Origin of the sequence: Allokutzneria sp. NRRL B-24872 (assembly GCF_002155965.1) — a bacterium.
Taxonomy (GTDB): domain Bacteria; phylum Actinomycetota; class Actinomycetes; order Mycobacteriales; family Pseudonocardiaceae; genus Allokutzneria.
Window position 1 is genome coordinate 1 of sequence record NZ_MUMH01000063.1, and the last position, 25,239, is coordinate 25,239.

22 protein-coding genes are annotated in these 25,239 nt (G+C 70.8%); 14 read left to right on the forward strand and 8 right to left on the reverse strand.

Annotation, left to right across the window (positions count from 1 at the left end; translation table 11 throughout):
• Window positions 1–96: 96 nt before the first annotated feature.
• Both CCN37_RS17000 and CCN37_RS17005 read right to left on the reverse strand, forming a co-directional pair.
• On the reverse strand, window positions 97–978 hold the full coding sequence (locus CCN37_RS17000; protein WP_086821758.1) for a hypothetical protein: 882 nt from the start codon (window positions 976–978) through the stop codon (window positions 97–99).
• A gap of 9 nt (window positions 979–987) precedes the next feature.
• Window positions 988–2,298, reverse strand: coding sequence for an aspartate aminotransferase family protein (locus CCN37_RS17005; RefSeq protein ID WP_086821781.1), 1,311 nt, complete (start codon window positions 2,296–2,298; stop codon window positions 988–990).
• Window positions 2,299–2,386: 88 nt separating this feature from the next.
• Between CCN37_RS17005 and CCN37_RS17010 the strand changes: the two genes are divergently transcribed.
• A complete protein-coding gene (locus tag CCN37_RS17010; RefSeq protein WP_246843094.1) occupies window positions 2,387–3,286 on the forward strand; it encodes a LysR substrate-binding domain-containing protein in 900 nt (299 codons plus the stop codon).
• Here the strand turns inward: CCN37_RS17010 and CCN37_RS17015 are convergent.
• Entirely contained in the window at window positions 3,274–3,870 is a 597-nt protein-coding gene (locus CCN37_RS17015) for a short chain dehydrogenase (RefSeq protein WP_086821760.1), read from the reverse strand. The genes CCN37_RS17010 and CCN37_RS17015 overlap by 13 nt on opposite strands.
• 70 nt (window positions 3,871–3,940) lie before the next feature.
• Between CCN37_RS17015 and CCN37_RS17020 the strand changes: the two genes are divergently transcribed.
• The 5 genes from CCN37_RS17020 (at window position 3,941) to CCN37_RS17040 (ending at window position 9,878) form a co-directional block, all read left to right on the forward strand.
• The gene (locus tag CCN37_RS17020) at window positions 3,941–4,798 is read left to right on the forward strand and encodes a LysR family transcriptional regulator (protein ID WP_086821761.1); all 858 of its coding nucleotides are present in this window, start codon (window positions 3,941–3,943) and stop codon (window positions 4,796–4,798) included.
• A 137-nt stretch (window positions 4,799–4,935) separates the two neighbouring features.
• Window positions 4,936–5,499 (forward strand): hypothetical protein, encoded by a 564-nt coding sequence (locus tag CCN37_RS17025; RefSeq protein ID WP_143261650.1) that lies wholly within the window; start codon window positions 4,936–4,938, stop codon window positions 5,497–5,499.
• Window positions 5,500–5,520: 21 nt separating this feature from the next.
• The gene (locus CCN37_RS17030) at window positions 5,521–6,441 is read left to right on the forward strand and encodes an esterase family protein (RefSeq protein WP_210408079.1); all 921 of its coding nucleotides are present in this window, start codon (window positions 5,521–5,523) and stop codon (window positions 6,439–6,441) included.
• A 187-nt stretch (window positions 6,442–6,628) separates the two neighbouring features.
• Entirely contained in the window at window positions 6,629–7,285 is a 657-nt protein-coding gene (locus tag CCN37_RS17035; protein ID WP_168200707.1) for an alpha/beta fold hydrolase, read from the forward strand.
• Window positions 7,286–7,313: 28 nt separating this feature from the next.
• Window positions 7,314–9,878, forward strand: coding sequence for a GH36-type glycosyl hydrolase domain-containing protein (locus tag CCN37_RS17040; protein ID WP_086821764.1), 2,565 nt, complete (start codon window positions 7,314–7,316; stop codon window positions 9,876–9,878).
• Here the strand turns inward: CCN37_RS17040 and CCN37_RS17045 are convergent.
• Window positions 9,871–10,731, reverse strand: a complete 861-nt coding sequence (locus CCN37_RS17045; RefSeq protein WP_086821765.1) for a hypothetical protein — start codon at window positions 10,729–10,731, stop codon at window positions 9,871–9,873. The genes CCN37_RS17040 and CCN37_RS17045 overlap by 8 nt on opposite strands.
• A 91-nt stretch (window positions 10,732–10,822) precedes the next feature.
• Window positions 10,823–11,227 carry an MmcQ/YjbR family DNA-binding protein gene (locus tag CCN37_RS17050; RefSeq protein ID WP_086821766.1) on the reverse strand — a complete coding sequence of 135 codons (405 nt, stop codon included), beginning with the start codon at window positions 11,225–11,227 and terminating at the stop codon, window positions 10,823–10,825.
• A gap of 244 nt (window positions 11,228–11,471) precedes the next feature.
• Here CCN37_RS17050 and CCN37_RS17055 point away from each other — a divergent pair, with 244 nt between their 5' ends.
• From CCN37_RS17055 to CCN37_RS17075, 5 genes are all read left to right on the forward strand, one after another.
• Window positions 11,472–13,148, forward strand: coding sequence for a hypothetical protein (locus CCN37_RS17055; RefSeq protein ID WP_086821767.1), 1,677 nt, complete (start codon window positions 11,472–11,474; stop codon window positions 13,146–13,148).
• Window positions 13,149–13,448: 300 nt separating this feature from the next.
• Entirely contained in the window at window positions 13,449–14,570 is a 1,122-nt protein-coding gene (locus CCN37_RS17060; RefSeq protein ID WP_086821768.1) for an HNH endonuclease signature motif containing protein, read from the forward strand.
• 124 nt (window positions 14,571–14,694) lie between these two features.
• Window positions 14,695–15,957 carry an MFS transporter gene (locus CCN37_RS17065; protein WP_210408080.1) on the forward strand — a complete coding sequence of 421 codons (1,263 nt, stop codon included), beginning with the start codon at window positions 14,695–14,697 and terminating at the stop codon, window positions 15,955–15,957.
• Between the two features lie 58 nt (window positions 15,958–16,015).
• Window positions 16,016–16,450 (forward strand): nitroreductase family deazaflavin-dependent oxidoreductase, encoded by a 435-nt coding sequence (locus tag CCN37_RS17070; protein WP_086821770.1) that lies wholly within the window; start codon window positions 16,016–16,018, stop codon window positions 16,448–16,450.
• Between the two features lie 85 nt (window positions 16,451–16,535).
• A complete protein-coding gene (locus tag CCN37_RS17075) occupies window positions 16,536–17,453 on the forward strand; it encodes a ParB N-terminal domain-containing protein (RefSeq protein WP_086821771.1) in 918 nt (305 codons plus the stop codon).
• Here the strand turns inward: CCN37_RS17075 and CCN37_RS17080 are convergent.
• Window positions 17,437–18,339 carry a LysR family transcriptional regulator gene (locus tag CCN37_RS17080; RefSeq protein ID WP_246843095.1) on the reverse strand — a complete coding sequence of 301 codons (903 nt, stop codon included), beginning with the start codon at window positions 18,337–18,339 and terminating at the stop codon, window positions 17,437–17,439. The two genes, CCN37_RS17075 and CCN37_RS17080, sit on opposite strands and share 17 nt — an antisense overlap.
• A 68-nt stretch (window positions 18,340–18,407) precedes the next feature.
• Here CCN37_RS17080 and CCN37_RS17085 point away from each other — a divergent pair, with 68 nt between their 5' ends.
• The gene (locus CCN37_RS17085) at window positions 18,408–19,262 is read left to right on the forward strand and encodes a DMT family transporter (RefSeq protein ID WP_086821772.1); all 855 of its coding nucleotides are present in this window, start codon (window positions 18,408–18,410) and stop codon (window positions 19,260–19,262) included.
• Here CCN37_RS17085 and CCN37_RS17090 read toward each other — a convergent pair.
• On the reverse strand, window positions 19,259–19,741 hold the full coding sequence (locus tag CCN37_RS17090) for a DUF6194 family protein (RefSeq protein WP_210408081.1): 483 nt from the start codon (window positions 19,739–19,741) through the stop codon (window positions 19,259–19,261). The genes CCN37_RS17085 and CCN37_RS17090 overlap by 4 nt on opposite strands.
• Before the next feature lie 98 nt (window positions 19,742–19,839).
• On the opposite strand from CCN37_RS17090, the gene CCN37_RS17095 reads away from it, so the two are divergent.
• Together CCN37_RS17095 and CCN37_RS17100 are read left to right on the forward strand one after the other, a co-directional pair.
• A complete protein-coding gene (locus CCN37_RS17095) occupies window positions 19,840–21,084 on the forward strand; it encodes an MFS transporter (protein ID WP_143261651.1) in 1,245 nt (414 codons plus the stop codon).
• A 401-nt stretch (window positions 21,085–21,485) separates the two neighbouring features.
• Window positions 21,486–21,845 carry a DUF6355 family natural product biosynthesis protein gene (locus tag CCN37_RS17100; protein WP_143261652.1) on the forward strand — a complete coding sequence of 120 codons (360 nt, stop codon included), beginning with the start codon at window positions 21,486–21,488 and terminating at the stop codon, window positions 21,843–21,845.
• Window positions 21,846–21,910: 65 nt separating this feature from the next.
• Here the strand turns inward: CCN37_RS17100 and CCN37_RS17105 are convergent, their stop codons facing one another.
• Window positions 21,911–25,192, reverse strand: coding sequence for an error-prone DNA polymerase (locus CCN37_RS17105; RefSeq protein WP_086821775.1), 3,282 nt, complete (start codon window positions 25,190–25,192; stop codon window positions 21,911–21,913).
• Window positions 25,193–25,239: the final 47 nt, after the last annotated feature.

A 25,239-nucleotide genomic window follows, 5' to 3' on the forward strand; every position in this document is an offset into this window, starting at 1 on the left:
GACCTCACCCGTTTCGTACCGGTAGCGGGATTTGGGAGCGCTCACTTTCCCGCTAGGAGTACGAAACGGGTCGGGGGGAGGGGGGGGGGGGGGGGGTCAGCCGGGGATGAGGCGGTTGAAGACCTCGGTGAACTCGTCGCCGACGTAGACCACGGTGGCGCCGTCGTCGGTCTCGAAGGTCAGTCGGTGGAACTCGCCGTCGTTCCACCAGAAGACGTGCGGGCTGAGCGGCCCCACCGACGAGCTGTGGACGGTGACCGCCATCGGGATCATCGAGTTCAACGACGTGGGGAAGTCCTGGTCGCTCGGCACGTGGTACATCAGCCGGTTGCGGCAGGGCACCGCGACGAGGACGCCGTTGGGCAGGTCCTGCTCGCCGGTCGTGCGCCGGACGACCTCGTCGAGCACGAGCACGGTCGAGGCGAGGTGCACCGACCCGACGAGGTGGTGGATGCCGTCGATCTCCGCGTGGTCGTCGGCCACCACCTTCCTGAGGTTGCGCAGACCGGCCTCGCGCAGCGTTTCGAGGCCGTGCCGCCGCACGTGGTCGTCGTTGAACATCGCCACGGTCTCGGGCAGGTCGAGCGCCAGCAGTTCGGTCACCCCCGGGAAGGGCTCGTACCCGTAGCTGAGCCAGTCCACGTCGGGCAGCGAGGCGTTCTCGTAGAGCCGGAGGTAGGTGCGCTCCAGCAGGTCCTCGGTGGGCACGTCGAACTCGTCGGGGCCCTGCACCGTGGCCCGCAGCGTCGTGGCGTGGCTCTCGACGACCGCGGGCCAGTCCTTGACCGGAAGGTCCTTCACCTTGCGGGACAACGAGTCCAGGCCGTACACGAAGTCGCTGGAGTCCGTGAAGTGATCACCGTGGACGGTCACCTCGTGCCCGGCCTTGGTCATCGTGCTCTTCACGAGAACACGCAGAATCCTGGCTTGGTTGACGGACAACGCGGGCAGGGACGAATCGCGGTCGTTGGTCAGCACGCCGCGACCCTAGACGAACTCCCTGACAGGAGCCTCGCCCAGCGCGCGGTCGAGCACGGCCAGTCCCGTCGACAGCTCCTCCTCGGTGCTCGTCAGCGGTGGTGCGATGCGGAAAACGCCGCCCATGCCGGGGAGCTGGACGATGTTCATGTGCAGTCCGAGCTCCAGGCAGCGGCGCGTCACCCAGCGGCCGAGCTCGTCGGAGCCGCGCTTGGACTCGCGGTCCAGCACCAGCTCCAGGCCCTGGAACAGCCCGCGCCCGCGCACGTCGCCGACGATCTCGTGCTTGGCGCGCAGCTTCTCCAGTCCTTCGCGCAGGTGCGCGCCGGACTCGGCGGCGCGGGTGGCCATGTCGTCGCGGGTCAGCACGTCGAGCACGGTGTTGCCGACCGCGGCGACGAGCGGGTCGGAGACGTGCGTGGTGAAGAACAGGTAGCCGCGTTCGTGCGCGCGCTCCTCGATCTCCGCGCTGGTGATCACCGCGGCGAGGGGCAGCCCGGCGCCGAGGGTCTTGGACAGCGTGAGGATGTCCGGGACGACGCCGGAGCGCTCGAAGGCGTACCAGTCGCCGGTGCGGCACAGGCCGGTCTGCGCCTCGTCGGCGATGAGCAGCATCCCGCGCTCACGGCACTTCGCGTGCAGCGCGGCGAAGTAGCCCTCCGGCGGGACGATCAGGCCGCCGGAGCTGATGATCGGCTCGACGATGCACGCGGCGAGGCTGCCGACGGACTGCGCGTCGACGAGGTCGAAGGCGAAGTCCAGCTGGCGCCGCCAGTCCAGCTCGCCGTCGGCGTCGACGAAGTCCGGGCGGTAGGGGTTGGGCGTGGGGATGGCGATGTTGCCCGGCACCGGCGGCCCGTAGCCGCGCCTGCCAGCCGAGTACGTGGCGTTCACCGCGGCCTGGGTCATGCCGTGCCAGGAGCGGCTGACCGAGACGATCTCGAACTTGCCGGTCACGAGCTTGGCGAGGCGGATCGCGGCCTCGTTGGACTCCGCTCCGGTTGACAGCAGCAGCACCTTCTCCAGCGGGTCCGGCAGCGTCTCGGCCAGCCGCCGGGAGAGGTCCACGACCGGGCGGGAGAGCATGCCGCTGTAGAGGTGGTCGAGCTTGCCGATGCCCTCGCGGACGGTGGCCACGATCTCCGGGTGCGAGTGGCCGAGGATCGCGCTCATCTGCCCGGAGGTGAAGTCCAGCACGCGCCGCCCGTCCTCGGTGATCACGTGACTGCCCTCGGCCCGGTCGATGATCTCCGGGGTGAAACCGCCGCCGTAGCGCAGGACGTGCCGGTCGACGTCCGCCCAGAAGCTCGTGTCTGCCATGCGGTTCACGCTAGGTCGGGCCAACCGTGCGGGTCCATCGATGATTTATGCTCAGCCTGTTCGGAGAAACCGATCGGTCGGAGTGCCCGTGCTCAGTCCCTGGCGCCTGCGCCTGCTGGTCCAGCTGGAGAGCCTGGGCACCATCCGCGCGGTCGCCGAGGCGCTCGCGATGAGCCCGTCCTCGGTGTCGCAGCAGCTCTCGGTGCTGCAACAGGAGGCGCGCGCGACGCTGCTGGAGCACCACGGGCGCCGGGTGAGCCTGACCCCGGCCGGAGTGCGGCTCGCGGCGCACGCGCGGGAGATCCTGCGCTCCATCGAGGCGGCCGAGGCGGATCTGACGTCGCGGCGCACCGAACCCGTTGGCGACGTGCGGGTCGCGGCCTTCTCCAGCGCGCTGCGCGCGGTCGTGCTGCCCGTCGCGGCCGAGCTCCGGCGGAGCCATCCCCGGCTGCGGCTCACGGTCACCGAGCTGGAGCCGCACGACGGCCTGCGGATGCTGCGCCGCGGTGAGGTGGACGTCGCGATCGTGTACGACTTCGCCGATGGCTGGCTCCCGGTCGACGCGCAGGTCCGGTACGTGCGCCTGGGTAGCGATCCGGTCGTTGTCGTTCTGCCGCAAGGACATCCGAGCGCTTCGGTCGCTGAACTGCGGCTGGAGTCGATGGCGGGGGAGCGGTGGGCGATGGACCGGCCCGCGTGCTACCTGTCCGAGCTCGTGCTCCGGCGGTGCCGCCAAGCCGGGTTCGAGCCCGAGGTGGCCGGGCACTTCGGCAGCTACCCGCTGCTGCTCGACCAGGTGCGCCTCGGCCTGGCGGTGGCGGCGCTGCCCGCGCTGGCCGTGGACGAGCGGGACGGCGTGGTGGTCCGGCCGCTCGTTCCCGGGCTCACCCGGATCATCCACGCCGCGCTGCCCGTCGGCCCCGCCCCCACCGCCGCCGTCGAGGTCGTCCTCGCCCGCCTCCGCGCTCACGGCGTTCAAGGCACGTAGACCTGCCCGGTCTGGGCGCCCTCCACCGAGCGGACGTAGGCCTGTGCCACGTCGGAGAGGTTCACGGGCGGCATGCCGGGGAAGAAGTCGCCGTAGTCCGCGAGGCTCTCGGTGAACACGGACGGGCTCACGGCGTTGACGCGCTGCGGCGCGATCTCGATGGCCGCCGCGCGCACGAACGCCTCGACGGCGCCGTTGGCCATGGACGCCGCGGCTCCGGCCGGGATCGGCTCGCGGCTGAGCACACCGGTGATCAACGTGAAGGACCCGCGCTCGGCGACGTGCTGAATTCCCTGACGCACAAGGTCGATCTGGCTGAGCACCTTGCCGTGGAACGCGTTCAGGTAGTCCTCGGGTGCCAAGTCCGCGAGCGGCTTGAACGGCACGTCGCCGGCCGCGCTGACCACGGCGTCGACGCGGCCGACCGCCGCGTACAGGGCCGCGACTCCGGCGGGGTCGGTGATGTCGTGGCGCAGGTCCCCGGTGCTGCGGCCGACCGTGCGGACGTCGTGCCCACGCCTGGCCAGCGTCTTGTGCACGGCCGCGCCGAGCTTGCCGGTCGCGCCGATCAACAGGATTCTCATGGCTGTCGAAGCTACGAGCGCGCGCGACGGGTGTGAAATGCCGTCTGCGCGGCGCTTATGCTTGGCGGTTATGAATGTGGAGGTGCGGCACCTGAGGGCGCTCGCGGCGATCGGCGACGAAGGCACGATCACCGACGCGGCCGCCGCGCTGCGGGTCAGCCAGCCCGCGCTCTCGCGCACATTGGAGCAGCTGGAGCGCCGTCTCGGCACGCGCCTGGTCGAGCGGACCACGCGCAGCCTCGCGCTCACGGCGGCCGGGAAACGCTTGTGGGAGCACGCGCACCGCATCCTCAACCAGCTCGACGACGCGCTCACCGAGGCCTCCGCCGAAGCCGCGCCACGACCGCTGCGCGCCGCGTTCGCCTGGGCGATGCTCGGCAAGCACACCGTGCCGCTGCTGCGTGCTTGGCGCGAACGACGCCCAGACGTCCCGGTCGAAGTCCGGCGGGTGGACGATCCCGAAGGGGCTCTGCGCAGGGGGGAAGCCGACGTGGCGTTCCTCCGCACCGAACCCGGCGGGGAGTTCGCCCGGCTCGCACTGATGCGCGAGGAGCGCGTGGTGGCGTTGCCCGAGTACCACCCGCTCACCGCGCAGAGCAGCGTGCGCTTGGCGGACCTCGTCGACGAGTCGGTGGTGCTCTGCTCGACGGCGGCGACCTCCGGAGCGGAGCTGTGGCCGGAATCCGCGCGGCCCCACGTCTTCCAGGTCCCCGGCGTCTACGAATGGCTCACCACGGTCGCCACCGGCGAGGCGATCGGCGTGACCACCGAGGGCACCAGCCACAGCCACCCGCACCCCGGCGTGCACTACCTCGCGCTGGCCGACGCCGACCCCGTGACCGTCCACCTCGCCTGGCCCGACTCGCCCGCCCACCCAGCGACCGCGCAGTTCTGCGATCTGGTCCGCCACCACCTCGCGCCCCCGTAACCTGGCACTCCGCCCCGGCCGTCATCCGAGCGTTTTGGCAACGCGTTGCGAAAGAGAGCGCTCCCAAATCACAACAAGTAGCCAAAACGCGAAACGGGACGGCTGGGAGGATGAGGTGTGGAGAGGAATGGGTCTCGGTGACACTGAACGGTTTTGACGCATTGCTGGTGGAGCAGCCGTGGAGCGCGTCGCGCCACCTGTGGAGCACGCGCTACGAGTGCTCGGTCTACAGCGAGCAGGGCGCGCCGCTGGCGACGGTGACCGAGCGCAAGCGGCTCCGCCCGCTGCGGAAGCTCCTGCGCGCCACCGGGTTCTCCGGGCGCACGGTGTTCGATCTCGTTGTGGCGCAACAGGGTTACCCGCTGCTGTCCATTCACAAGGGAGTGGGACGGCCACCGGTCACCGTGACGAGGCCGGACGGCGTCGCGCTCGGGTCGGTGCGGCACGTGCGGCGCGGGGTGTACGCGCTGCTCGATCCGGCCGGGCACCAGCTCTGCCTGTTGCACGAGGTCGTGGCGTTCACGCCGGGCGCGATCACCAAGCGGGACGGGCGGCGGGTGCGCCAGGACTCGGTTCGGCTGCGCCCGAACGTTCCCGAGCCGGTGCGGTCGTTGGCGCTCGCGGCGTGCTTCGCTTACGACATCGTGCGCGGGATCGGGACGAACCACACCAGCAGCGGGTTCGACTTTCCCGCCGGTTGAGTCCGACCTGCGGAGGTACTGGTGCGCCGTGCCCTGGGCATCGCGGTGATCCTGCTGGTGATGGCGTCCGTGCACGGCGCGGCGGCCGAGTCGCCTCGCGGGGGAGAACTGCGCACCGCCTCAGCGCGTTCGCCCGCGCTCGGTGCGGACATCCAGTACACGGTCTACCTGCCGCGCGGCTACGACCGGGACGAGGCGCGGCGCTTTCCCGTGCTGTACCTGCTGCACGGGCGCGGGGACTCGATGAGCGCATGGACGCGGGTGAAGCCGGACCTGGACCGCATGATCGCGCGCGGTGAGATCCCGCCGGTGCTGGCCGTGCTGCCGGACGCGCCGTGGAGCTCGCGCGGGAGCTACTACGTCGACTCCGCGCACACCGGCGGCCGTCCGGTGGAAACGGCGCTCACCAGGGACCTCGTGTCCCATGTGGACAGTGCATACAGGACGGTCCAGAAGCGTGACGGCCGTCTGGTCGGCGGCTATTCGATGGGTGGGGCCGGCGCGCTCCGCTACGCGCTGGCCCACCAGGACGAGTTCGGCCACGCGGTGGTGCTCTCGCCCGCCGTCTACACGCCGCTTCCCCCTGCCGACTCCTCCGTCAGGGAGTTCGGCGCCTACGGCTCCGGGGACCGGCTCTTCGACGAGCAGGTCTACCGGCGGCTGAACTACCCGAGCCTGCTGCCCTTGCTGCGCAAGGAAATGCCGACGCGCCTGTACGTCGCGGTCGGCGACGACGAGTGGCCCAACCCCGATCCGGCCGAAGCGCGCCACGACATCGACTTCGAGTCGGCCGCGCTCTACAACGCGGCGCGGCGCGGGCCCGGGGTCACGGCGGAGTTGCGAATCAGCAACGGCGGGCACGACTGGGCGGTGTGGCGGCCCGCCTTCGCCGACGCGTTGCGGCACTTCGCGCCGACTCTGCGAACCGCGTGCGCGTGTTGACCCCCTAACTCCGTCCTATGGGCCGTGCCGGTGACACGCATTGTGCACGTGTGATCACGCAGAGCACCATGATCTCGCGTCAGCTTACCGACTGATAAGTAGGTGAGCTTCCCTTGGCGGAGGGGGCACGAGGATGTGCTTGACCGGGTGGAGGATTCCGAGGATTCTGCTGATCACGTTGGTGCTCATGGGTTTGCTGACCCCCGGGTCGGCGACCGCCGGCACGCCGGAGCGCGGCGCGCGACACCACAGCCCTGTGGTTCTGGTGCACGGCTGGATGAGCTCGTCACTGCCCTTCCTGGCGATGAACGTTTCGCTGCGCCAGGCGGGGTACCCCGTCTACATGATCGACTTCCCCGGCCAGGACAACCTGGTCAACGCCGCCGTGGTGGCGGAGGTCGTCGATCGCGTCGCGGCACGGCACCGCAGCCGCGTGCACGTGGTGGGCCACAGCATGGGTGGCCTGTCGACCAGGCACTACATCAAGTTCATGGGCGGCGCGCGGCACGTGGAGCAGTACGTGTCCATGGGCTCGCCGCAGTACGGCAGCGTGGAAGCGTGTCTGCTCCCGGAGAGCGGGGGCGGCCAGATGTGCCACACGAGCCGGTTCATGGCGCGGCTGAACTCCGGCGACGACACGCCAGGACCGTTGCGCTACACCACGATCCGCAGCACGCTGGACGTTCCGGCGCGGGCCACCTGGCTCGACGGCGGCGCGTGCTTCCACGACATCCCAGGTGTGCCGCACGCGCTGGAGCCCGCGTCGGCGGCGTTCATCGCGGCGGTGCGCGAGACTCTCAGCGGCACGTGCCCCGGCCGTTTCGTGGCACTGCCACCCACGTGAACGACGACCGCTACCGGAGGGGAACTCGATGAACGACGCCGAGCGCCATGGCGGGATCTTCGGTGACTGGACCACGGACGACGCGGGGCTGCCCGCCTTCGAGTACACCCTGGACCAGCGCACAGATCCTCGGGCGGAGTGGGACACCCGGCTGCACGGGCCGTCCCGGCTGCACTGGCACCAGCTCGGCAACGACCGGATCGTGGCCATCTCCACGAACGACGGGTGGACCCAGCTGTACTCGCACGAGCGGGGTCCGCGCTGGATCAACAAGCACCGCGAGGGCGACGGCGCGTTCGCGGGCGGCGTGTCGTACCTGCGGGACGAGGACAACGGCGCGGTGTGGTCGACCTTCTACGCCGACCTGCCGGAGGAAGCCGTCGTGCGCCGCGTCTTCGGCTGCGGCTACTTCCGCGTTGTGGTGCGCCACAACGACATCGAGCTGGACCGCGTGGTGTTCGCGCCGTTCGGCGAGAGTCGCCTGCTGTGCTCGTACGTGGTCGTGCGCAACCTCGGCGGGACCGCGCGGAGGTTGCGGCACGGCGAGTACTGGGACGTCTGGGTGCACAACCTCGACCTGGGCACGGTGGGGCTCAACCCGGAGAAGGCCAGGGATCGCACCTCGGCCCAGGCGTACAACGGCTACCGAGCCGACTGGAACGACTCGGTGGGTGGGCTGTTGGCGCGGCACCCCAAGGGAAAACTGTCCTACGAGATCCCCTTCCCGGTCGGCAGGACGGCTCGCACGCAGCCAGACGTGGTGTGCGTTCCGGTCGGCACGACGGTGGACGGGTGGACCGCCGAGCGCGCCTCGGTGTTCGGCGACGGTGGCCGCGCGTGCCCCGACGGGCTGGTGAAGCCGTTGGGGCAGGCGCACCCCGGCGGTGGCGGGCAGGACGTGGCCTTCCTGCTCACCACCGACTTCGAGCTGGCGCCCGGCGAGCAGCGGGTGCTCGGATTCGGTTACGGCGCAACGCCTCCCGAGGAGACAGCGGACGAGGTCCAGCGACTGGGCGATGATCCGGCCGCGCTGTTCGAATCGACGTTGCACGCGTGGCGCGGCGTCGTGCCGAAGGTGGACTACGGGCGCGAGGAGTGGGTGTCGCGCGAACTCGCGTGGAGCGCCTACTACCTGCGCTCCGGCGCGACCTACCACCACGGCTTCCGTGCGCACACGTTGTCGCAGGGCGGCGCCTACCAGTACCTCGGCGGCTTCAACGCCGGGCCGCGCAGCACGATGCAGAACGCGTTGTCGCAGGTCTGGCTCGCCCCGGAGATCGCGGCCGACGCGCTGCGCTTCACCATGGCGGAGACCACCCCGGAGGGCGAGATCGCCTACGCGGAGGTGGGAACCGGCTCGTGGGAGCACATGCTGTGGTGCCCGTCCGACAACGACATGTGGTTGCTGTGGCTGGTCTCCGAGTACGTGCTGGCCACCAGGGACCGCGCCTTCCTGCGCCAGTCCGTGTCGTACTGGCCCGCGCCGTACACGCGGCCGGAGCCGGTGTGGGAGCACTGCCTGCGCGCGGTGCACCACCTGCTCAACGACGTCGGGGTCGGCGAGCACGGGCTGATCAAGGTCCGGCTCGGCGACTGGAACGACATGGTGGTCACGGAGTCCGGCGTGCCGATCGACCGCGTGTGGGAAGAGGGCGAGAGCACGCTCAACACCGCGATGGCCGTGCACGTGCTGCGCCGCTTCGCCGAGCTGGCGGAGTACGCGGGCGAGCACGCCACCGCCGCCGACGCCCGTGCCCGCGCGGAAGGCTTCGCCGAGGCCGTGCGCGCGTGCTGGCGCGGTCGGCACCTCAACCGCGGTTGGACCTCCAGCACCACCGAGGTGGGCTCGCGCGACCTCTTCCTGGAGCCGCAGCCGTGGGCGCTGATCACCGGCATCCTCGGCGAGGAGCGGGCTTCGACGCTCGTCGAGGAGATCACCACGAGGTGCGCTGACCCCTTGGCGGCCAGGGTTTTCGCCGATGGCGGAGAGGGGCGCGCACCCACCGCCGGCGGCGGTCAGTGGTACGCGATCAACTCGACGCTGGCCTGGGGTCTGTCCACTGTGGACCCTGATCGGGGGTGGGCGGAGTTCCTGGCGAACACCCTGGCCCACCACGCCGAGACCTACCCGGAGACGTGGTTCGGCGTGTGGTCCGGCCCGGACAGCTACCTGCCGTCCAACGCCGACCGGCCCGGCGAGACCTGGTCGTGGCCGGGCGGGTTCTCCATGCAGGCGTGGCCGGTGCAGATCCTGTTCGCGCACTCTGAGCCGCTGAACGCCGCGTTGTGGCTGGCCGGGATCGAGCCGACCGCGCGCGGCCTGCGGATCGCGCCGTCACTGCCCTTCGAGGGGTGGAGCTGGGACGGCGGTCTGCTCGCGGTCTCCTACCAGTCCGACGCCGTGCGCGCAGAGCTGGGCGCGCTCGCCGCCGAAGTGGTCGAGATCGAGGTCGTGCTGCCGATCTCCTTGCGCGACAAGGAGGTCACGGTGTCGGTGGCTGGCGCGAAGACGACCGCGCGCCAAGCCACCGACACGGTTCGCTTCCGGATGCCGGTGGCTCCCGGGCGTCGCACCCCGTTCGAGATCAGCTAGCCCAGGGGCACGTGCAGCCCGGGGTGACGAGGTTCGTCGCCTCGGGCAACTGCGGGTGGGCAAGCGCCTGCTGCCAGTCGTGGTGCCCGCGCGTCCAGGACCCAAGTCCTGTGACGTAGCGGTCCACCGCGTCGATCTCCGGCTTGTCCAACCCCAGGCCCGCCATCATCTCCGGCAGGTCCTCGCGGACTCGCTCGAAGGCGCGCATGTCCTCGCGGGCGCGGTCGACGGATTCCCGGTCGTCGGCCCCGTACGCCGACCACGCGGTGGCCCTGCTGGTGATCAACCGCAGGTTCCGCAGCTGCGGGCTGTCGTGCGCGGTGACCGGGACCTCGCACTCCAGCAAGGATTCCAGCAGCTCCGGCACCAGCTCGAAGTCCAGTCGGCCGCCGTGCAGGTAGGACACGGCGGAGGCGGTGAACGAGCGGGTGGCGCGAACCGCCCAGTCCCGCGTCATGCCCTCGCGCAGCTCCGACCAGAGCCCGGCCCACACGCACACGCCGTGGCTCGTGCCGCGCATGGCGCGTTCGGTGTGGCACGCCTCGACGAGGTCCTTGACGTGGTCGACGGCCAGCCGGGGATCGGCGGCGGCGAGGCGGGGCAGCTGGTCGCGCCAGACGAGCGCCCAGCCGAGCACGCGCATCGCCAGGTCCAGCCGCTCCGGCGCGGCGGCCGGGACAGCGCGCGCGGCGAACGCCGGGACGTCCGCCTCGTCGTAGCTCTCGTACCAGGAGTCAGCCGGGGGCAGCAGGCCGATCGATCTCGCCCAGCCGGGGTGGTCCTCGGCGACGGTGTCGACGTGCGGGTTGACGGTCAGGGCGAACGGGATGGGGAAGTCCAGTGCTCTGAGCATGGCGCAACCGTTCTCGTGATGAGCCGGGCGGAGTCCGCCGACCACCATCCCGCGTCCGCCGCGCCCGGCGAAAGCGGCCAATGAGGGGGTGTCAGCGGGCTTCGTCCCCGGTGTCGTCCAAGAACTGCTTCGCCAGCCGCTTCGGCGCGAGACCCAGCCACGCGTCGGTCAGCAGCTCCTCCAGCGCGGGCACGTCGATCGCCTCCAGCCGTACCAGCACCGACGCGTGGCCGTCGAAGTGCGGCGTGGTGAAGCACGGCCCGTCCGCTTCCGCCAGCAGCGCCTCCTTGGCACCGAGGTCCGGCACCCGCACCCCGAGGATCGGCCCGGTGGGCGCGGCGTCGCCGAGCGCTTCGAGATCGCCTCGGCGCAGCGGGCGCTCCCAGGCGAACGCCTTGTCCTTGACCCGCCACGCGGGCGCGCTGTCGTAGGTGGGGCGCTCGGTCGTCTCCGGGAGCGCGAGTGCGATGCGGCGGACGTCGTCCCAGGTCGCCATCGGTCGAGCGTAGCGCTGCGGCGGGGTTCGGCGCGGTAGCGCATCGTTTCCGCGTCCCTTGTTCCGGTGTCATCGTCCACATCGTCCACATCGGACGGTGGCTGCTCGGCGGTGGTGCTCCCGTGCAGGTCGGCGGCGCGTCGGCCCGTCGTCCATCCGGTTTCCGGGAGGCGACTAGGATCGGGGCCCGCAAGGTGTCGAGTGACACACAACGAAACACCGCAACTGATCGGTATTACCGAGTGTGAGCCGCTTTCACCGCTTCATCCCGCCGCTGGTCTACCTGGCGCTCGCCTTCTTCGTGTACCTGTACCTCTGGCGCAGCCCGGGGAGCAACTTCCTGGTCAACGGCGGCCAGGACCAGAACATGTTCGAGTGGTTCCTCGCCGCGGGCGCGAAAGCGGTGACCTCGCTCGCCAACCCGTTGCACTCCGAGCTGCAGAACCACCCGCTCGGCGTGAACATGATGGCCAACACCACGGTGTTCGGCCTCGGCGTGCCGCTCGCGCCGATCACGCTGCTGTTCGGGCCGACCGTCACGTGGACGATCGTGCTGACCGGCTCGCTCGCGGGCACGGCGTGGGCCTGGTTCCACGTGATGCGCAAGGAGTTCGGCCACTCGTGGTCGGGCGCGCTGATCGGCGGCGGGTTCTGCGGCTTCGCGCCGTCGGTGATCTCGCACGGCAACGGGCACCCGAACTTCGTCGCCCTGTTCGTGCTGCCGTTCATCGTCGTGCGCGCGCTGCGCATCGCTAAGGGCACCCGGCCGATCCGCGACGGCGTGATCCTCGGCCTGCTGATCACCTACCAGATCTTCATCGGCGAGGAGCCGCTGCTGCTGTGCGTGGTCACGCTCGCGATCGCCCTGCTCGTGCACACCGCGGTCAAGTTCTCCGAGGTGCGTGCGATGGTGGTGCCCCTGGCGAAGGGCTTCGGCGTCGCGGCCGGACTGTCCGTCGTGATCTGCTCCGTGCCGTTGTGGTGGCAGTTCTTCGGGCCGCAGAGCTACTCGTCGCTGCGCCACGGCGGCGGCAACGACATCGCCGCGCTCACCGCCTTCGCGACCAAGTCCGTCGCGGGCAACAAGTACGAGGCCGCGACGCTGTCCATGAACCGCACCGAGGAGAACGCGTTCTTCGGCTGGCCGCTGGTCATCTTCGTCATCGTGATCGCGATCGTGCTGTGGCGCGTGCTGACGGTGCGCACGATCGCTCTGACCACCGCCGTGATGGCGATGCTCTCCCTCGGCGCCGTCGTCGTCGTGCACGGCACCGAGACCGTGCCCGGCCCGTGGGCGCTGCTCGGCCAGCTCCCGCTGTTCGAGTCCGTGCTGCCGTCGCGCTTCGCCATGGCCTGCGTGCCGCTCATCGGCCTGCTGCTCGCGCACGGCACCGACCACCTCGCCGGCCTGGGCCGGTACCGCGTCCTCTGGTTCGGCATGATCACCGCCGTCCTGCTGCCGATCGCCCCGACCCCCCTCGACGCGAACGGCCGCCCGGCCCCGCCGGAGTTCTTCGCCTCCGGAATGTGGCGCGATTACGTGGACGACGGTTCTGTCGTGATTGCTCCGCTGCCCGATCCAGGGGATGCGCGAGCGTTGTCGTGGCAGGCGAGGACCGGAATGGGTTTCCGGCTGGCCGAAGGATATTTCGTGGGCCCCGCCGAGGACCGGATCGGGATCTACGGCGCTGTGCGGCGGAAGACGTCGGATTTGTTGGCCCGGGTTCGTGAAGGTGGGGTCGAGATCACGGACGCGGACCGCGCGGCGGCCGTGGAGGATTTGCGGTATTGGCAGGCGGATGTCGTGGTTTTGACGCCGGAGGAGAAGAGCGGGTTGGTGGGGCCCGCTGTGGCGGCGTTGTTGGGGCGGGACGGGGTTTTCGTCGGTGGCGTGTGGGTGTGGGATGTTCGGCGGTTGTAGGGGGTTTTTGTAGCTCTTTGGTTGCGGGGTACGGCTGGGCTTCCCGGTTTTGTTGGGTTCGCGGGGTTGTTGCGTGGGGTCGGCTTGACCTGGGGGCCCCTTGCGCGTGCCCCTGGGCCTTACAGGGGCACGGGATAGAACACCCGGCCCTCGCGCGAGCGTATGGCACGCGCACCCCAGGTAAAGCCTCGGCTGTGTTGTGCGCCTTGCGTTCCAGCGTGGGACTTTCGGCGTTTCGGGCGCCTGGGAATTCATTCTTTAGGGCCATGATCGACTATTATTTGCGGGTAGAATTGAGGTATGACCCTCGATGAGTTGTTGGTCGAGGTTGAGGCGAGTCACGCTGCTTTGTGTCATGCGAAAGCGAATCTCGCTTCGGCCTTGACCGCATTCCAACACGCTGCCGATGATCGTGATTACCGGTATGTGCAGAATGAGGTCGCCTGTGCCTTGCACATCTCCCGACGCGGCGCCGACCACATCCTCTCCAACTCCCTAGAACTCACCGAACGCCCCTTGGTGTTGGCGGCGTTGTCGGCCGGTTCCATCGATGAGGGCAAAGCCCGCCTCATCGTCGACCAGCTGCAGATCTTGAAGGAGCCGCAAGCGTCGATCGCCGAGGCAGATCTCCTGGACTACGCGCCCACCCGTACCCACACCTCAGTCCGTCGCCGTGCCCAGACGTTGATCCACAAACTGGACCCGAAGGCTGCTGAGCGTCGTCATGAGGAGAAGCGCAAGGAGAGGTTGGTGTGGAAGACCAACCTGGATGACGGCATGGCCGAACTTCGCCTGGGCCTGACCGTCCACGACACGGCGATGGCCTTCGACCACATCGACCGGATCGCGAAGTCCCTGCCGAAGGATGACCGCACCCTGGACCAGAAACGCGCCGATGTCGCGCGGGATCTGTTGCTGGGCCTGGACACTCCCGCACCGCAGGGTCAAACCATGGTCTACCTGACGATGCCGGTGACCGCCCTCCTGGGGTTGACCGATGACCCGGGGATGCTGGCTGGATACGGGCCGATCCCGACGGGTGTCGCGCAGGACATCGCCGCGGGTGGCATCTGGAAGCGGATCTTGACCGACCCCGCCACTGGCATGGCAGAAGAGGTCAGCGATACCTACCGGACGTCGGTGAAGCAGCGGGAGTTGATCAACGCCCGCTACCCGCGCTGCACCGCGATCGGATGCCAACAACCCGCACAGCGCTGCGACGTCGACCACTGCCGCCCCTACGACGGCACGAACACCACGATCCGGAACTTGCGGCCGAAGTGCCGACACCACCACAACATGAAGACCCACTCGAACTGGCGGTGCGAGAACCGCGACGACGGCAGCCACGTGTGGATTACGCCGAGCGGGCGGGTGCACGAAACGGAACTAGAACCCATCGCCGAACCCGCGCCGTTCTGAGCCGTGTCCTGAGGGACTTCGGGGTGGGGCGAACAGTGCTCAGCGCCACGGTGGCCGAGCTTGCCGCGCAGCGGATGCGCGAGAAGGCTTCGGTGGGATCACAGGTGGGGGAGGAACGGCAACCGTGCAACGCAGGATCGCCTTCGCGTCGTTCGCGGGCACAGCGATCGAGTTCTTCGACTTCTTCGTGTACGGGACGGCGGCGGCGCTGGTGTTCCCGACGGTGTTCTTCCCGGCGCTGGGGGCCACGGCGGGGACGGTGGCGGCGTTCGCCTCGTTCGCGGTGGCCTTCGTGGCGCGGCCGGTGGGGGCGGTGGTGTTCGGGCACCTCGGGGATCGTTTGGGGCGCAAGCGAACCCTGACCTACACGTTGCTGCTCATGGGCGTGTCGACGGTGGGAGTCGGCGTGCTGCCCAGCGCGGCGTCGATCGGGGTGGCCGCGCCGGTGGTCCTGGTGGTTCTCCGCGTGCTGCAAGGGATCGCGGTCGGCGGGGAATGGGGAGGGGCGGCGTTGCTGGCCGTCGAGCACTCCGAACCGGGGCGCCGTGGCCGGGCGGGGATGTACCCGCAGCTGGGGCCGGGGACCGCCTTCTTCCTGACCAGCGCGACCTTCCTGATCAGCGGGGCGACGATGAGCCGCGAGGCCTTCCTGGCGTGGGGCTGGCGGATTCCGTTCCTGCTGAGCGCGGTGCTGATCGCCGTCGGGCTCTACGTGCGGCTGCGGATCGCGGAGACACCGGTGTTCCGCGCGCCCCAGGCGAAGCAGCGGCTGCCGTTGCGGACGGCGTTCTCGGCGCACACGCGACAGATCCTGCTCGGCGGCGGAGCGCTGAGCGCGGCGTTCGGGCTGAACTACATCGGCACGGTCTACCTGACCAGCTACGGCACGACCGTGCTCGGCCTTTCGCAGCCGACGATGCTGCTGCTCGGGGTGATCGGCGGCATCGTGCTGGTCGCGGCGACGGCGGCGGGAGCGCTGCGCTCCGACCGGGTGGGGCGGCGGCGGGTGGTCCTGGGCGGGAACATCGCGGCGGTGGTGTGCGGGCTGGTGGTGTTCCCGATCATCGACACCGGGTCGGTGGTGCTGGTCGGGGTGGGCCTCTGCCTCCTCCTGGCGATCGGCGGCGGCGTGCTCGGGCCCGCGGCGGCCTACATGGCGGAGCTGTTCGAGACCGGGCACCGGTACACGGCGGTCGGGTTGAGCTACAACCTGGCGACGGTGCTGGGCGGGGCGGTTCCCCCGCTGGTGGCCACGGCGTTGCAGGCCTCGTACGGCAGCTTCGCGGTCGGCGCGCTCATGTCGGTGTACGGGGTGGTGTCGGTGGCGTGCGTGCTGGCGCTGCCGGAGACGCGCGCGCGGTCACTCGAACGGCTGGCCCGGGAATAGCGGTGATCTTGGCGTCGTTGGGCGAGAGGCGGATGCCTCGAACTCAAGGAGCGTTGCCATGCCTCTGACCGGCGACTACGAGCCCAGCCCCACCGAGTGGGTGCGCAACCAGGTCGAGCAGTACGAGGGCTCGGGCGGTACCGAGGGCACGACCATGCGCGGACTGCCGGTGATCATCCTGACCACCAAGGGGAACAGGTCCGGCAAGCTCCGCAAGACCCCGCTGATGCGGGTGGAGCACGACGGCGCCTACGCCGCGGTGGCCTCCCTCGGCGGGGCGCCGAAGCACCCGGTCTGGTACCACAACGTCGTCTCCCACCCCCAGGTCGAACTCCAGGACGGCACCGAGCGCCGCGACTACGTGGCCCGCGAGGTGACCGGCGACGAGAAGGCCCAGTGGTGGGAGCGCGCGGTCGCGGCCTTCCCGACCTACGCCGAGTACCAGGAGAAGACCGAGCGCGAGATCCCGGTCTTCGTGCTCGAACCGGCCTGATCCCCCCGCGTCACCGATTCACGGGGCGTGACCGGGAGGGGGAGCGGAGTTAGCTTCAGAGCTCCCCGGCCGCCAAGGAGAAGTCGTGACCGTCCAGCAGGAAGTCGGCACCCAGCCGCGCGAGCGAGCCAGGGTGCCGATCGCCGAGCTGCACGGCAGCGACTCGCCCAGGCTCGGCGGAGTGGACGAGGAGCACGCGCGGCGCGTCGCCGAGCAGCCCGACCCGCTCCCGCCGATCCTGGTCTGCCGCGCCACCATGGCGGTCCTCGACGGGCGGCACCGGCTGCGCGCGGCGCAGCTGCGCGGCGAGGACACCGTCGAGATCGAGCTCTTCCACGGCGACCCGGACGCGGGCTTCATGCTCGCCGTCCGCCGCAACAGCCTGTCCACAGTGGACCGCAAAGCTGCGGCGCTGCGCCTGGTCAGCACCTACCCGGAGTGGTCGGACCGGCGGCTCGCGGCGGCCGCCGGGCTCTCGCCGAAGACCATCGCCGCCGCACGCGCCACGGCGCCCGTTCCCAGACAGGGCAGCCGGATGGGCCTGGACGGCCGGGTTCGCCCGCTCGACCGGGTCTCCGGGCGGCTGCGCGCGGCCGAGCTGCTGGCGAGCGCCCCCGGCTCGTCGTTGCGCGAGGTCGCCGCAGCCGCCGGGATCAGCATCGGCACCGCCAAGGACGTGCGCGAGCGGGTCCGGCTCGGCCAGGACCCGGTCGGCCCGCGCCGCCGCGAGGAGGAGCCGAACGCGCCCCAGGGCTTCACCGACTCGCTGGAGCTGCTGAACAACCTGCGGCGCGACCCGTCGCTGCGCTGCTCCGAAGTGGGCAGGGGAGTGCTTCGGCTGCTCGGCGCGCACTTCCTGGACCGCCGCGAGTGGGACCGCTTCGCCGACGCGGTGCCCCGGCACTGCGCCAAGGGCATGGCCCAGATCGCCCGGCAGTGCGCGGAAGCCTGGTCGGACTTCGCCGACCAGGTCGAGCGGAAGCCGCCTAGGGAACGGCGTTGAGCCGGTTCAGCACCAGCGCCAGCGGCGGCCACGTGCGACGCCCCCTGCGGATCACCGCGTAGGAGCGCAGCCGCACCTCGGGCTCGGCGAGCGGCAGCAACCGGACACCCGCGCGGTGCGGGCGCTCGGCGGGCAGCAGGCCGATGCCGAGCCCCGCGACGATCATCTCCTCGACCAGGTCCAGGCTGTCCGCCTGGTGCCGCACGACCGGGCCCGAACCGGCCAGCGAGGTGAGCACGCGCACCACGTCCTCGTCGGCGCGGTTGCGGGAGTTGCCGATCAGGTCGTGCCCGTGGAACGCCTCGAACACCGCGAGCGCGTTCCCGGACACCCCGGCCGCGAGGTGTTCGGGGACGCCGAGCGCCCATGATGCCGTCCACAGTGGACTTGACTCCAGCGATGGGTCCACTGTGGACGGAGCGAGGTTGTAGTCGTAGACCATCGCCAGGTCCACCTCGTCGGCGACGAGCAGCGCGAGGGATTCGGCGGGCTCGTGCTCGTGCAGGGTCATCCGCACGCCGGGATGGCTGTCGGCGAACTCCAGCACCAGCGGCAGCAGTGACCGGCTGATCGCGGTCGCGAAGCCCGCTGTGCGCACGGTGCCAACGGGATCGGTGCCGGGGTGCAGGTCCGCGCGCGCCGACTCGACCGCCGCCAGGATCGTCACGGCGTGCTCGGCCAGCCGCCGCCCCGCCGGGGTGAGCCGGACCCGCCTGCCGTCCGGCTCCAGCAGCGGCGTCCCCGCTTCGCGCGCCAGCACGGCGATCTGTTGCGAGACCGAGGAGGTCGTGGTGCCGAGCGCGTCGGCGACCGCGCGCATCGACCCCAGCCGGGACAGTTCGAGCAGCAGCTGCAACCGCCGGGTCTCCATGTTCCCATCGTCCATGATCAGTGAACGGTTCGTCCACATTCGCGTGGTGGACGCGAATGGTCCCGGTTTCGTTTACTGACCGCATGACCTCCTCGACCCGCTCCGGCGCCGCGATGGTGCTGGCCGCGACGCTGTCCGTGCAGCTGGGCCTCGCGGCCTCGGTGGGCCTGTTCGACCGGATCGGTCCGGACGGCGCCGCGTGGCTCCGGCTGGCCTGGGCGGGCGTGTTGCTGCTGGTCCTCGTGCGGCCCCGGCCGTCGAGCTTCAGCCGTTCCGCGGTGCTGGCCGGGGTCGCGCTCGGCGTCGCCACGGCGGGGATGACCTTGCTGTTCATGGCGGCGGTCGCACGCATCCCGCTCGGCACGGCCGCCGCGCTGGAGTTCCTGGGGCCGTTGGGGGTCGCCATGGCCAGCGGGCGCGGCGCTCGCGTTGTGTGGCCCGTGCTCGCCGGGCTGGGCGTGCTGCTGCTGACGGAGCCGTGGCACGGCGGAGCCGACCCGGTCGGCGTCGCGTGCGCGCTCGGGGCGGCGGCGTGCTGGGCGGCCTACATCCTGCTCACGCGGAAGGTCGGCGACGAGGTCTCGGGGATTCGCGGCCTGGCCGTCTCGATGCCGACGGCGGCGGTGGTCGCCACGCTGTGCGGGGGACCGGCGGCGGTGGGCGCGCTGACCTGGGAGCTGGTGCTGGTCGGGCTCGGGCTGGCGCTGCTGCTGCCGGTGATCCCGTACAGCCTGGAGATGCTCGCGCTGCGGCGGTTGGACACGGCGGCCTTCGGCACGCTGCTCAGCCTCGAACCCGCCGTGGCCCTGGTGACCGGACTCGTTGTGCTGCACCAGGTTCCCAGCCTCAGCGCGCTCGGCGGGGTCGCGCTGGTCGTCATCGCCTCGGTCGGAGCCGAGCGCACCGGCGCGCGCGTCCCCGCCGTCGTCCCGGGCTAGGCGCGATCGCGGCGAGCGCGCTTGTTGGCGTGCTTGCGAGCCACGAACTCGTGCGCCTCCACCAGCATCGGGCGAATCGTGTCCATTGTGGACTCGGTCGGGTTGACCACGGACACCCAGTACTGGGAGGCGTAGATCGGGTGCGGGACGATCCGGTCCCTGGCGTCGTGATCGAAACCGGTGTCCAGCACGCCCTTCTCGTCGCGCTCCGTCGGCGCGGCACCGAAGAGCGCGGTGTAGGTCGCCTTCGTCAGGCCGATGTTGAGCCGGTAGGCGCCGGGCTCGTCGAGCCGGGACACGGTGTCGTAGTGGTCGCCGGTGACGATCGTGGCGTACGGGAAGGTGCGCTCCGGCGGGATGTCGCCGTCCGGGTCGTGGATGAAGAACAGGTCACCGGCGTTCTCCAGCAGCGCGGTCCCGGCGAAGCTGTCCATGATGTGCCGACGCAGGTCGTCGGCCTCGATCTGGCGAGAAGTCATGCTTCAAGTTTCTCATTGAACTCCTTGTGGAGGGTTGAGCTGCGGTAGCCACATATTCTCCGGAGAAACCCTCAAATCGCTTCAGGGAGCGTGCTGTGATGATCTTCCGACGTTCCCGGGCGCTGCCCCGGCTCGGGCGGCAGTTCCGGGTGCTCGCCTGGTGCGAGGCGGCCTCGACCGTGGGCGACCAGCTCGCCAAGATCGGCGTGGCGACGCTGGTCTTCGAGCAGACGCGCTCGACCATGGCCGCCGCCGTGGCCTTCGCCAGCACCTACCTGCCCGCGCTCGTCGCCGGGCCGGTGCTCTCGCCGCTGGCCGACCGCTACCCCAGGCGCGCGGTGATGGTGGTGTGCGCGCTCGTCCAGGCCCTCGCCGCCGCCGCGATGGTGCTGCCGGGGATCGGGGTCGCCGGGATCGCCGCGCTGGTCGTGGTGATCGCCGCGGCCACCGCGCCGTTCCGGGTGGCGCAGGCGATCGTCGTCGACCTCGCGGTTCCCCTGGAGCGGCGTTCGATCGCGCAGGGGCGGATCGGCATCGTCCGCGAGGTCGGGCAACTGGCCGGTCTCGCCGTGGCCGCGGTGGTGGTGAGCCTGGTCGGCCCGGTGTGGGCGCTGTTGCAGAACGCGGGATCGTTCCTGGTCATCGCGGTGGCGATGGCGGCGCTGCTGGACGGCTACCCGGCACCGGCGTCCCCTCCCCGCACCCGGTCCGGGCAGTCGTGGTCGGGCTGGCGGGAGGTGTGGCGCACCCGCGACCTCCGTCGCCTCAACGGCCTGATGTTCATCGGGGCGCTGGCCGTGGCCCCGGAGTCGATCATGGTTCCGCTCGTCGCCGAGTCCGGCGCGCCGTCCTGGTCGGTCGGGGCGCTGATGGCCGCCGACGTCGTCGGCTTCCTGGTGGGGGTGGCGCTGCTGGAGCGCGTCCGCTCCGAGGGCACCCGGGTCCGGCTCGTGGGGCCGATGCTGGTGGTGTCGCTGGCCCCGCTGGTGCTGTTCGCCTTCCGCCCCGGCGCGGTGGTGATGGCGGTGGTGCTGCTGATCGGCGGCGTCGGCGCTGCGTACCTGCCGACCGTGCGGACGCTGGTCCTGCGCGTCGCCGAACCCGACCACCACGCCAGGGCGTCGGGGTGGACCCGGACCTCCATGCGCGCGGGCCAGGGGATCGCGGTGCTCGCCGTCGGCGGCCTCGCGGAGGTCCTCTCCTCGGCCGCGCTGGCCGTGGGAGCGCTCAGCGCCGTGGGCACGGCGGCCGCGATCGCGTGGTCGTTCCAGGCGAGCGCGGCCGCGTCGGCTTCCCGGCGCGGGGGCGGTCATCCGATGGGGGCCGGCCCGCGGGCTGGGTGAGCTACACGTACTCGCGGTCGTCGCGCATGACGCCTCTCCTTTCGTTGTTCGGAATTCCAGTATGAAGTCGTCGTGATGCGCGCCAGGTCGCCAAAAAAGGCGACACGGGGACAAATATTCCGATTCGTTCAGTGGCCTGATGCGGTCAGGGGTTCGGCCTGGCGCGCCATCTGTGTTAGGCGACGCCGGACGGTCCTGCGGGTCGCTTCCCCCGCCCAAGCGTTGACCAGCGCCTTCGGTGCTCTTTTGGCCATGGTCAAAACCGTGGCCAGAAGTGCTCTTCCTCGTTCTCGGAGTGCTTTGTAGGTTTTTCTGGGCTGAGTGGCCGTGCGGAAATGACATGCCGGTCGATCAGATCCGTTGAGAGCTTCGGGCTCAATCGAACGAGAGGAAGTACCTGCATGCGGTTCGCGAGAACGGCGATGGGGATCGCCGCGGTCGGGCTGTTCCTGGCCACCGGCGCCGCCACTTCGACGGCGGTGGCGGCGGAGGAGACGGCTGCCCGCCAAGAGGCCGCTGTGCGGTGCGGCTATTACGAGTTCTCCTCCGGGGCGTCGCGGTTCGCCGCGTACTACCACTGCGGCTCGACGACCGTGCGCATCCACATCGACAACCAGGGGGGCGGTTCCGGAAACGACAAGCACCTCTGCGTGGGCCCCGGCTACACGCCTCTGGGCGCGGCGGGCAACGTCGTGAACGCCTACTACATCGGTGGCGCGGGATGCCGCAAGGGAGCTGTCGGGTCGCACGTCCCGCACTGATGGTCCCTTTCCTCGACGGCACGGGTTCTGTCGGCCACCGGCAGGACCCGTGCCGTCGCTGAGGCTCAGCGGTAGTCGCGGGACTCGCCGAGACCGGCGAGGGCGAGGGGTTGGAGCCGGTCGGCGCTGAGGGTGACGGCGCCGTCCACCTGCTGCACCACGCCGCGCACCAGCAGCGCCCGCGCGGTCATGGCCTTGCGGTAGCGGGCGATGATCCCCCTGGTGCACACCACGTTGGCCATCCCGGTCTCGTCCTCCACGTTGAGGAAGACCACCCCGCCCGCGGTCTGCGGCCGCTGCCGGTGGGTGACCGCGCCGCCGACGAGCACCCGCGTCCCGTTGTCCACAGTGGACAGTTCGCCGGCCGGGAGCGCGCCGAGCCGGTCGAGGTGCGCGCGGACGAACTCCACCGGGTAGCGCGCGGGGGAGACCCCGGTCGCCCACACGTCGGAGACGGTCTCCTCGAACTCGGTCATGCCGGGAAGTGCTTGCGGGGCAGCGGCTCCGACGGTGGTCCCGGGCAGGTGGGCCGGCCGCCGCGCCGCGACCACGCCCGCCGCCCAGAGCGCTTCCCTGCGGCTGACGCCGAAACCGCTGAACGCGCCCCCGGTGGCCAGCGCCTCCACCTGGGCCGTGGTGAGCCGGACCCGCTCGGCGAGATCGACCATGTCGGCGAAGGGGCCGTTCTTCGCGCGCTCTTCGACGACGGCCTCGGCGAGCTTCTGGCCGATGGTGCGCACCGAGGCGAGGCCGAGCCGCACCGCGGGCGTGGGATCGCCGGGGCCGAGCGGTTCCAGGGTGGCGTGCGCCAGGCTCGCGTTGACCTCCGGGCGGCGCGCCACCACGCCGTGCCTGCGCGCGTCGGCGACCAGGGACTGCGGCGAGTAGAAGCCCATCGGCTGGGCGCGCAGCAGTGCGGCGCAGAACGCGGCGGGGTAGTAGTGCTTGATCCACGCGCTGGCGTAGACGATGTGCGCGAAGGAGATCGAGTGCGACTCCGGGAACCCGTAGCCGGCGAAGGCCACGATCTGCGCGTAGATCCGGTTCGCGAGCTTCTTGTCGATCTTGTGAAGTTCCCGTGCCCCCTCCTGGAACCGCGCGCGCATCGCCTCGACCCTGGCGTAGGAGCGCTTGGAACCGATGGCCTGGCGCAGCTCGTCGGCCTCGGTGGCGGAGAAGCCCGCGACGTCGATGGCCACCTGCATGAGCTGCTCCTGGAACAGCGGCACGCCGCAGGTCCGCTCCAGCGCCCTGCGCATCGACTCGTGCAGCGGGTCCGGGTCCTCGTCACCGCGACGGCGGCGGAGGTAGGGGTGCACCGAGCCGCCCTGGATCGGGCCGGGGCGGATCAGCGCCACCTCCACCACGAGGTCGTGGAACTTCTCCGGGCGCAACCGGGGCAGGGTGGCCATCTGCGCGCGGCTCTCCACCTGGAACACGCCGATGGTGTCGGCCTTGCACAGCATCTCGTAGACGGCGGGGTCGGCCAGGTTCAGCTGGGCGAGGTCGACGCGGACGCCGTGGTGCTCGGCGATCAGGTCGACGGCGTAGTGCAGCGCGGAGAGCATGCCGAGGCCGAGCAGGTCGAACTTGACCAGGTCCATCTCGGCGCAGTCGTCCTTGTCCCACTGCACGACCGTGCGGCCGGGCATCCGCGCCCACTCCACCGGCACGACCTCGCCGATCGGGGTGCCGGTGAGGATCATCCCGCCGGAGTGGATGCCCAGGTGCCTCGGCCGCCCGCGCAGCTGCTCAGCCAGTTCCCGCACCGGTTCGGGGATCTCCTCCTCCGACTCGCCGGGCGCCGGGGCGAAGCGGTCGGAGCTCTTGCTCCACGCGTCGGCCTGGCCGGGGGAGTGGCCCAGCGCCTTGGCGACGTCGCGCACGGCAGAGCGCGTCCGGTAGGTGATCACGTTGGCGACCTGGGCGGCGTGCTCGCGGCCGTAGGTGCCGTAGACGTGCTGGATGACCTCCTCGCGCCGGTCGGACTCGATGTCCAGGTCGATGTCGGGCGGGCCGTCCCGCGCGGTGGAGAGGAACCGCTCGAACAGCAGCTCCCACCGCACCGGGTCGACCTTGGTCACGCCGAGGGCGTAGCAGACCGCCGAGTTGGCCGCCGAACCCCGGCCCTGGCAGTAGATGTCGGCATCGCGGCAGAACTGCACCACGCGGTGCACCACGAGGAAGTAGCCCGCGAGCTTCTTCGCGGTGATCACGTCGAGCTCGCGCCACAGCTGCGGGTAGGCCTCCGGTGCCTCGGCGAAGCTCCCGTAGGTGCGGAGCGCGCCGAAGTGGACGATCTCGCGGAGGTAGCTGCTCTCGTCGTGTCCAGGGGGAACCGGGTACGGCGGCAGGTCGGGCGCGACCAGCCTGAGGTCGAAGGCGCACTCGGCGCCGAGCGCCGCCGCCGTGGCGACCGCGCCGGGGTAGCGGGCGAACCGCCTGGCCATCTCCGCCCCGGAACGCAGGTAGGCCATGGGCGCGGCGGGCAGCCAGCCGTCCATCTCCTCCAGCGGCAGCCGCGCCCGGATCGCCGCGACGGTCGCCGCCAGCCGCCCCTGCTCCGGGGTCGCGTAGTGCACGTTGTTGGTGGCCAGCACCGGTAACCGGAACCGCTCGGCCAGCTCGGCGAGCGCGTCGTTCACCGTGCTGTCCAAGGGTTGTGAGTGATCGATCAGCTCCACCGCGACGTTGTCCCTGCCGAACAGCGCGACCAGCCGGTCCAGCTCCCGCGCGGCCCCGTCGACGCCCTCGGCCGCCAGCGCCGCCCGCACCGCGCCCTTGCGGCAGCCGGTGAGCACCAGCCACTCGCCCCGGCCAGCCGCGGCCAGCTCCTCCAGGCGGTAGGTCGGTTTTCCCTTCTCCCCCTGGGGTTTCAGCTCGTTCTTCGCGTCGCGGAGGTGGGCGCTGGTGACCGCCCCGGCCAGCCGCTGGTAGCCGGTGTGCGTGCGCGCCAGCAGCAACAGGTGCCGTCCGCCGGGATCGGGCACCCCGGCTCCGGCCGAGGGCAGGTCGAGGCTCAGCTCCGAGCCGTAGACCGTCTTCAGCCCGGTGCCGCGCGCCGCGACCGCCAGCTTCGCGGCCCCGGGGAAGCCGTCGTGGTCGGTGATCGCCAACGTCTGGATGCCCAGCTTCAGCGCCTCTTCGACGAGCGCGTCGGGATCGGAGGCGCCGTCGAGGAAGCTGTAGCTGGAGTGGCAGTGCAGTTCCGCGTACGGCACAACGGTTTCCGGCTCCCGCGCCGAGGACCGCGGCGTCGTCGTGCCGGGCCCGCCGGAGTCGCCGGGCTCGCCGGAGAGCAGGCGCTCCAGCGTGCGCCACGGGATCGCGGGGTTGGTGAAGCCCATGCCTGGAACCTACGCGAAACCGCCGCCGCAGTCGAACACGTGTTCGA

What these genes read in the sequence shown, in the direction of transcription:
- CCN37_RS17005 (WP_086821781.1), bottom strand. Translation starts at nt 2,298, where the DNA reads ATGGCAGACACGAGCTTCTGGGCGGACGTCGACCGGCACGTCCTGCGC.
- CCN37_RS17015 (WP_086821760.1), bottom strand. Translation starts at nt 3,870, where the DNA reads ATGAGAATCCTGTTGATCGGCGCGACCGGCAAGCTCGGCGCGGCCGTG.
- CCN37_RS17020 (WP_086821761.1), top strand. Translation starts at nt 3,941, where the DNA reads ATGAATGTGGAGGTGCGGCACCTGAGGGCGCTCGCGGCGATCGGCGAC.
- CCN37_RS17035 (WP_168200707.1), top strand. Translation starts at nt 6,629, where the DNA reads ATGGGTTTGCTGACCCCCGGGTCGGCGACCGCCGGCACGCCGGAGCGC.
- CCN37_RS17040 (WP_086821764.1), top strand. Translation starts at nt 7,314, where the DNA reads ATGAACGACGCCGAGCGCCATGGCGGGATCTTCGGTGACTGGACCACG.
- CCN37_RS17045 (WP_086821765.1), bottom strand. Translation starts at nt 10,731, where the DNA reads ATGCTCAGAGCACTGGACTTCCCCATCCCGTTCGCCCTGACCGTCAAC.
- CCN37_RS17050 (WP_086821766.1), bottom strand. Translation starts at nt 11,227, where the DNA reads ATGGCGACCTGGGACGACGTCCGCCGCATCGCACTCGCGCTCCCGGAG.
- CCN37_RS17060 (WP_086821768.1), top strand. Translation starts at nt 13,449, where the DNA reads ATGACCCTCGATGAGTTGTTGGTCGAGGTTGAGGCGAGTCACGCTGCT.
- CCN37_RS17070 (WP_086821770.1), top strand. Translation starts at nt 16,016, where the DNA reads ATGCCTCTGACCGGCGACTACGAGCCCAGCCCCACCGAGTGGGTGCGC.
- CCN37_RS17080 (WP_246843095.1), bottom strand. Translation starts at nt 18,339, where the DNA reads ATGGACGATGGGAACATGGAGACCCGGCGGTTGCAGCTGCTGCTCGAA.
- CCN37_RS17085 (WP_086821772.1), top strand. Translation starts at nt 18,408, where the DNA reads ATGACCTCCTCGACCCGCTCCGGCGCCGCGATGGTGCTGGCCGCGACG.
- CCN37_RS17090 (WP_210408081.1), bottom strand. Translation starts at nt 19,741, where the DNA reads ATGACTTCTCGCCAGATCGAGGCCGACGACCTGCGTCGGCACATCATG.
- CCN37_RS17095 (WP_143261651.1), top strand. Translation starts at nt 19,840, where the DNA reads ATGATCTTCCGACGTTCCCGGGCGCTGCCCCGGCTCGGGCGGCAGTTC.
- CCN37_RS17100 (WP_143261652.1), top strand. Translation starts at nt 21,486, where the DNA reads ATGCGGTTCGCGAGAACGGCGATGGGGATCGCCGCGGTCGGGCTGTTC.
- CCN37_RS17105 (WP_086821775.1), bottom strand. Translation starts at nt 25,192, where the DNA reads ATGGGCTTCACCAACCCCGCGATCCCGTGGCGCACGCTGGAGCGCCTG.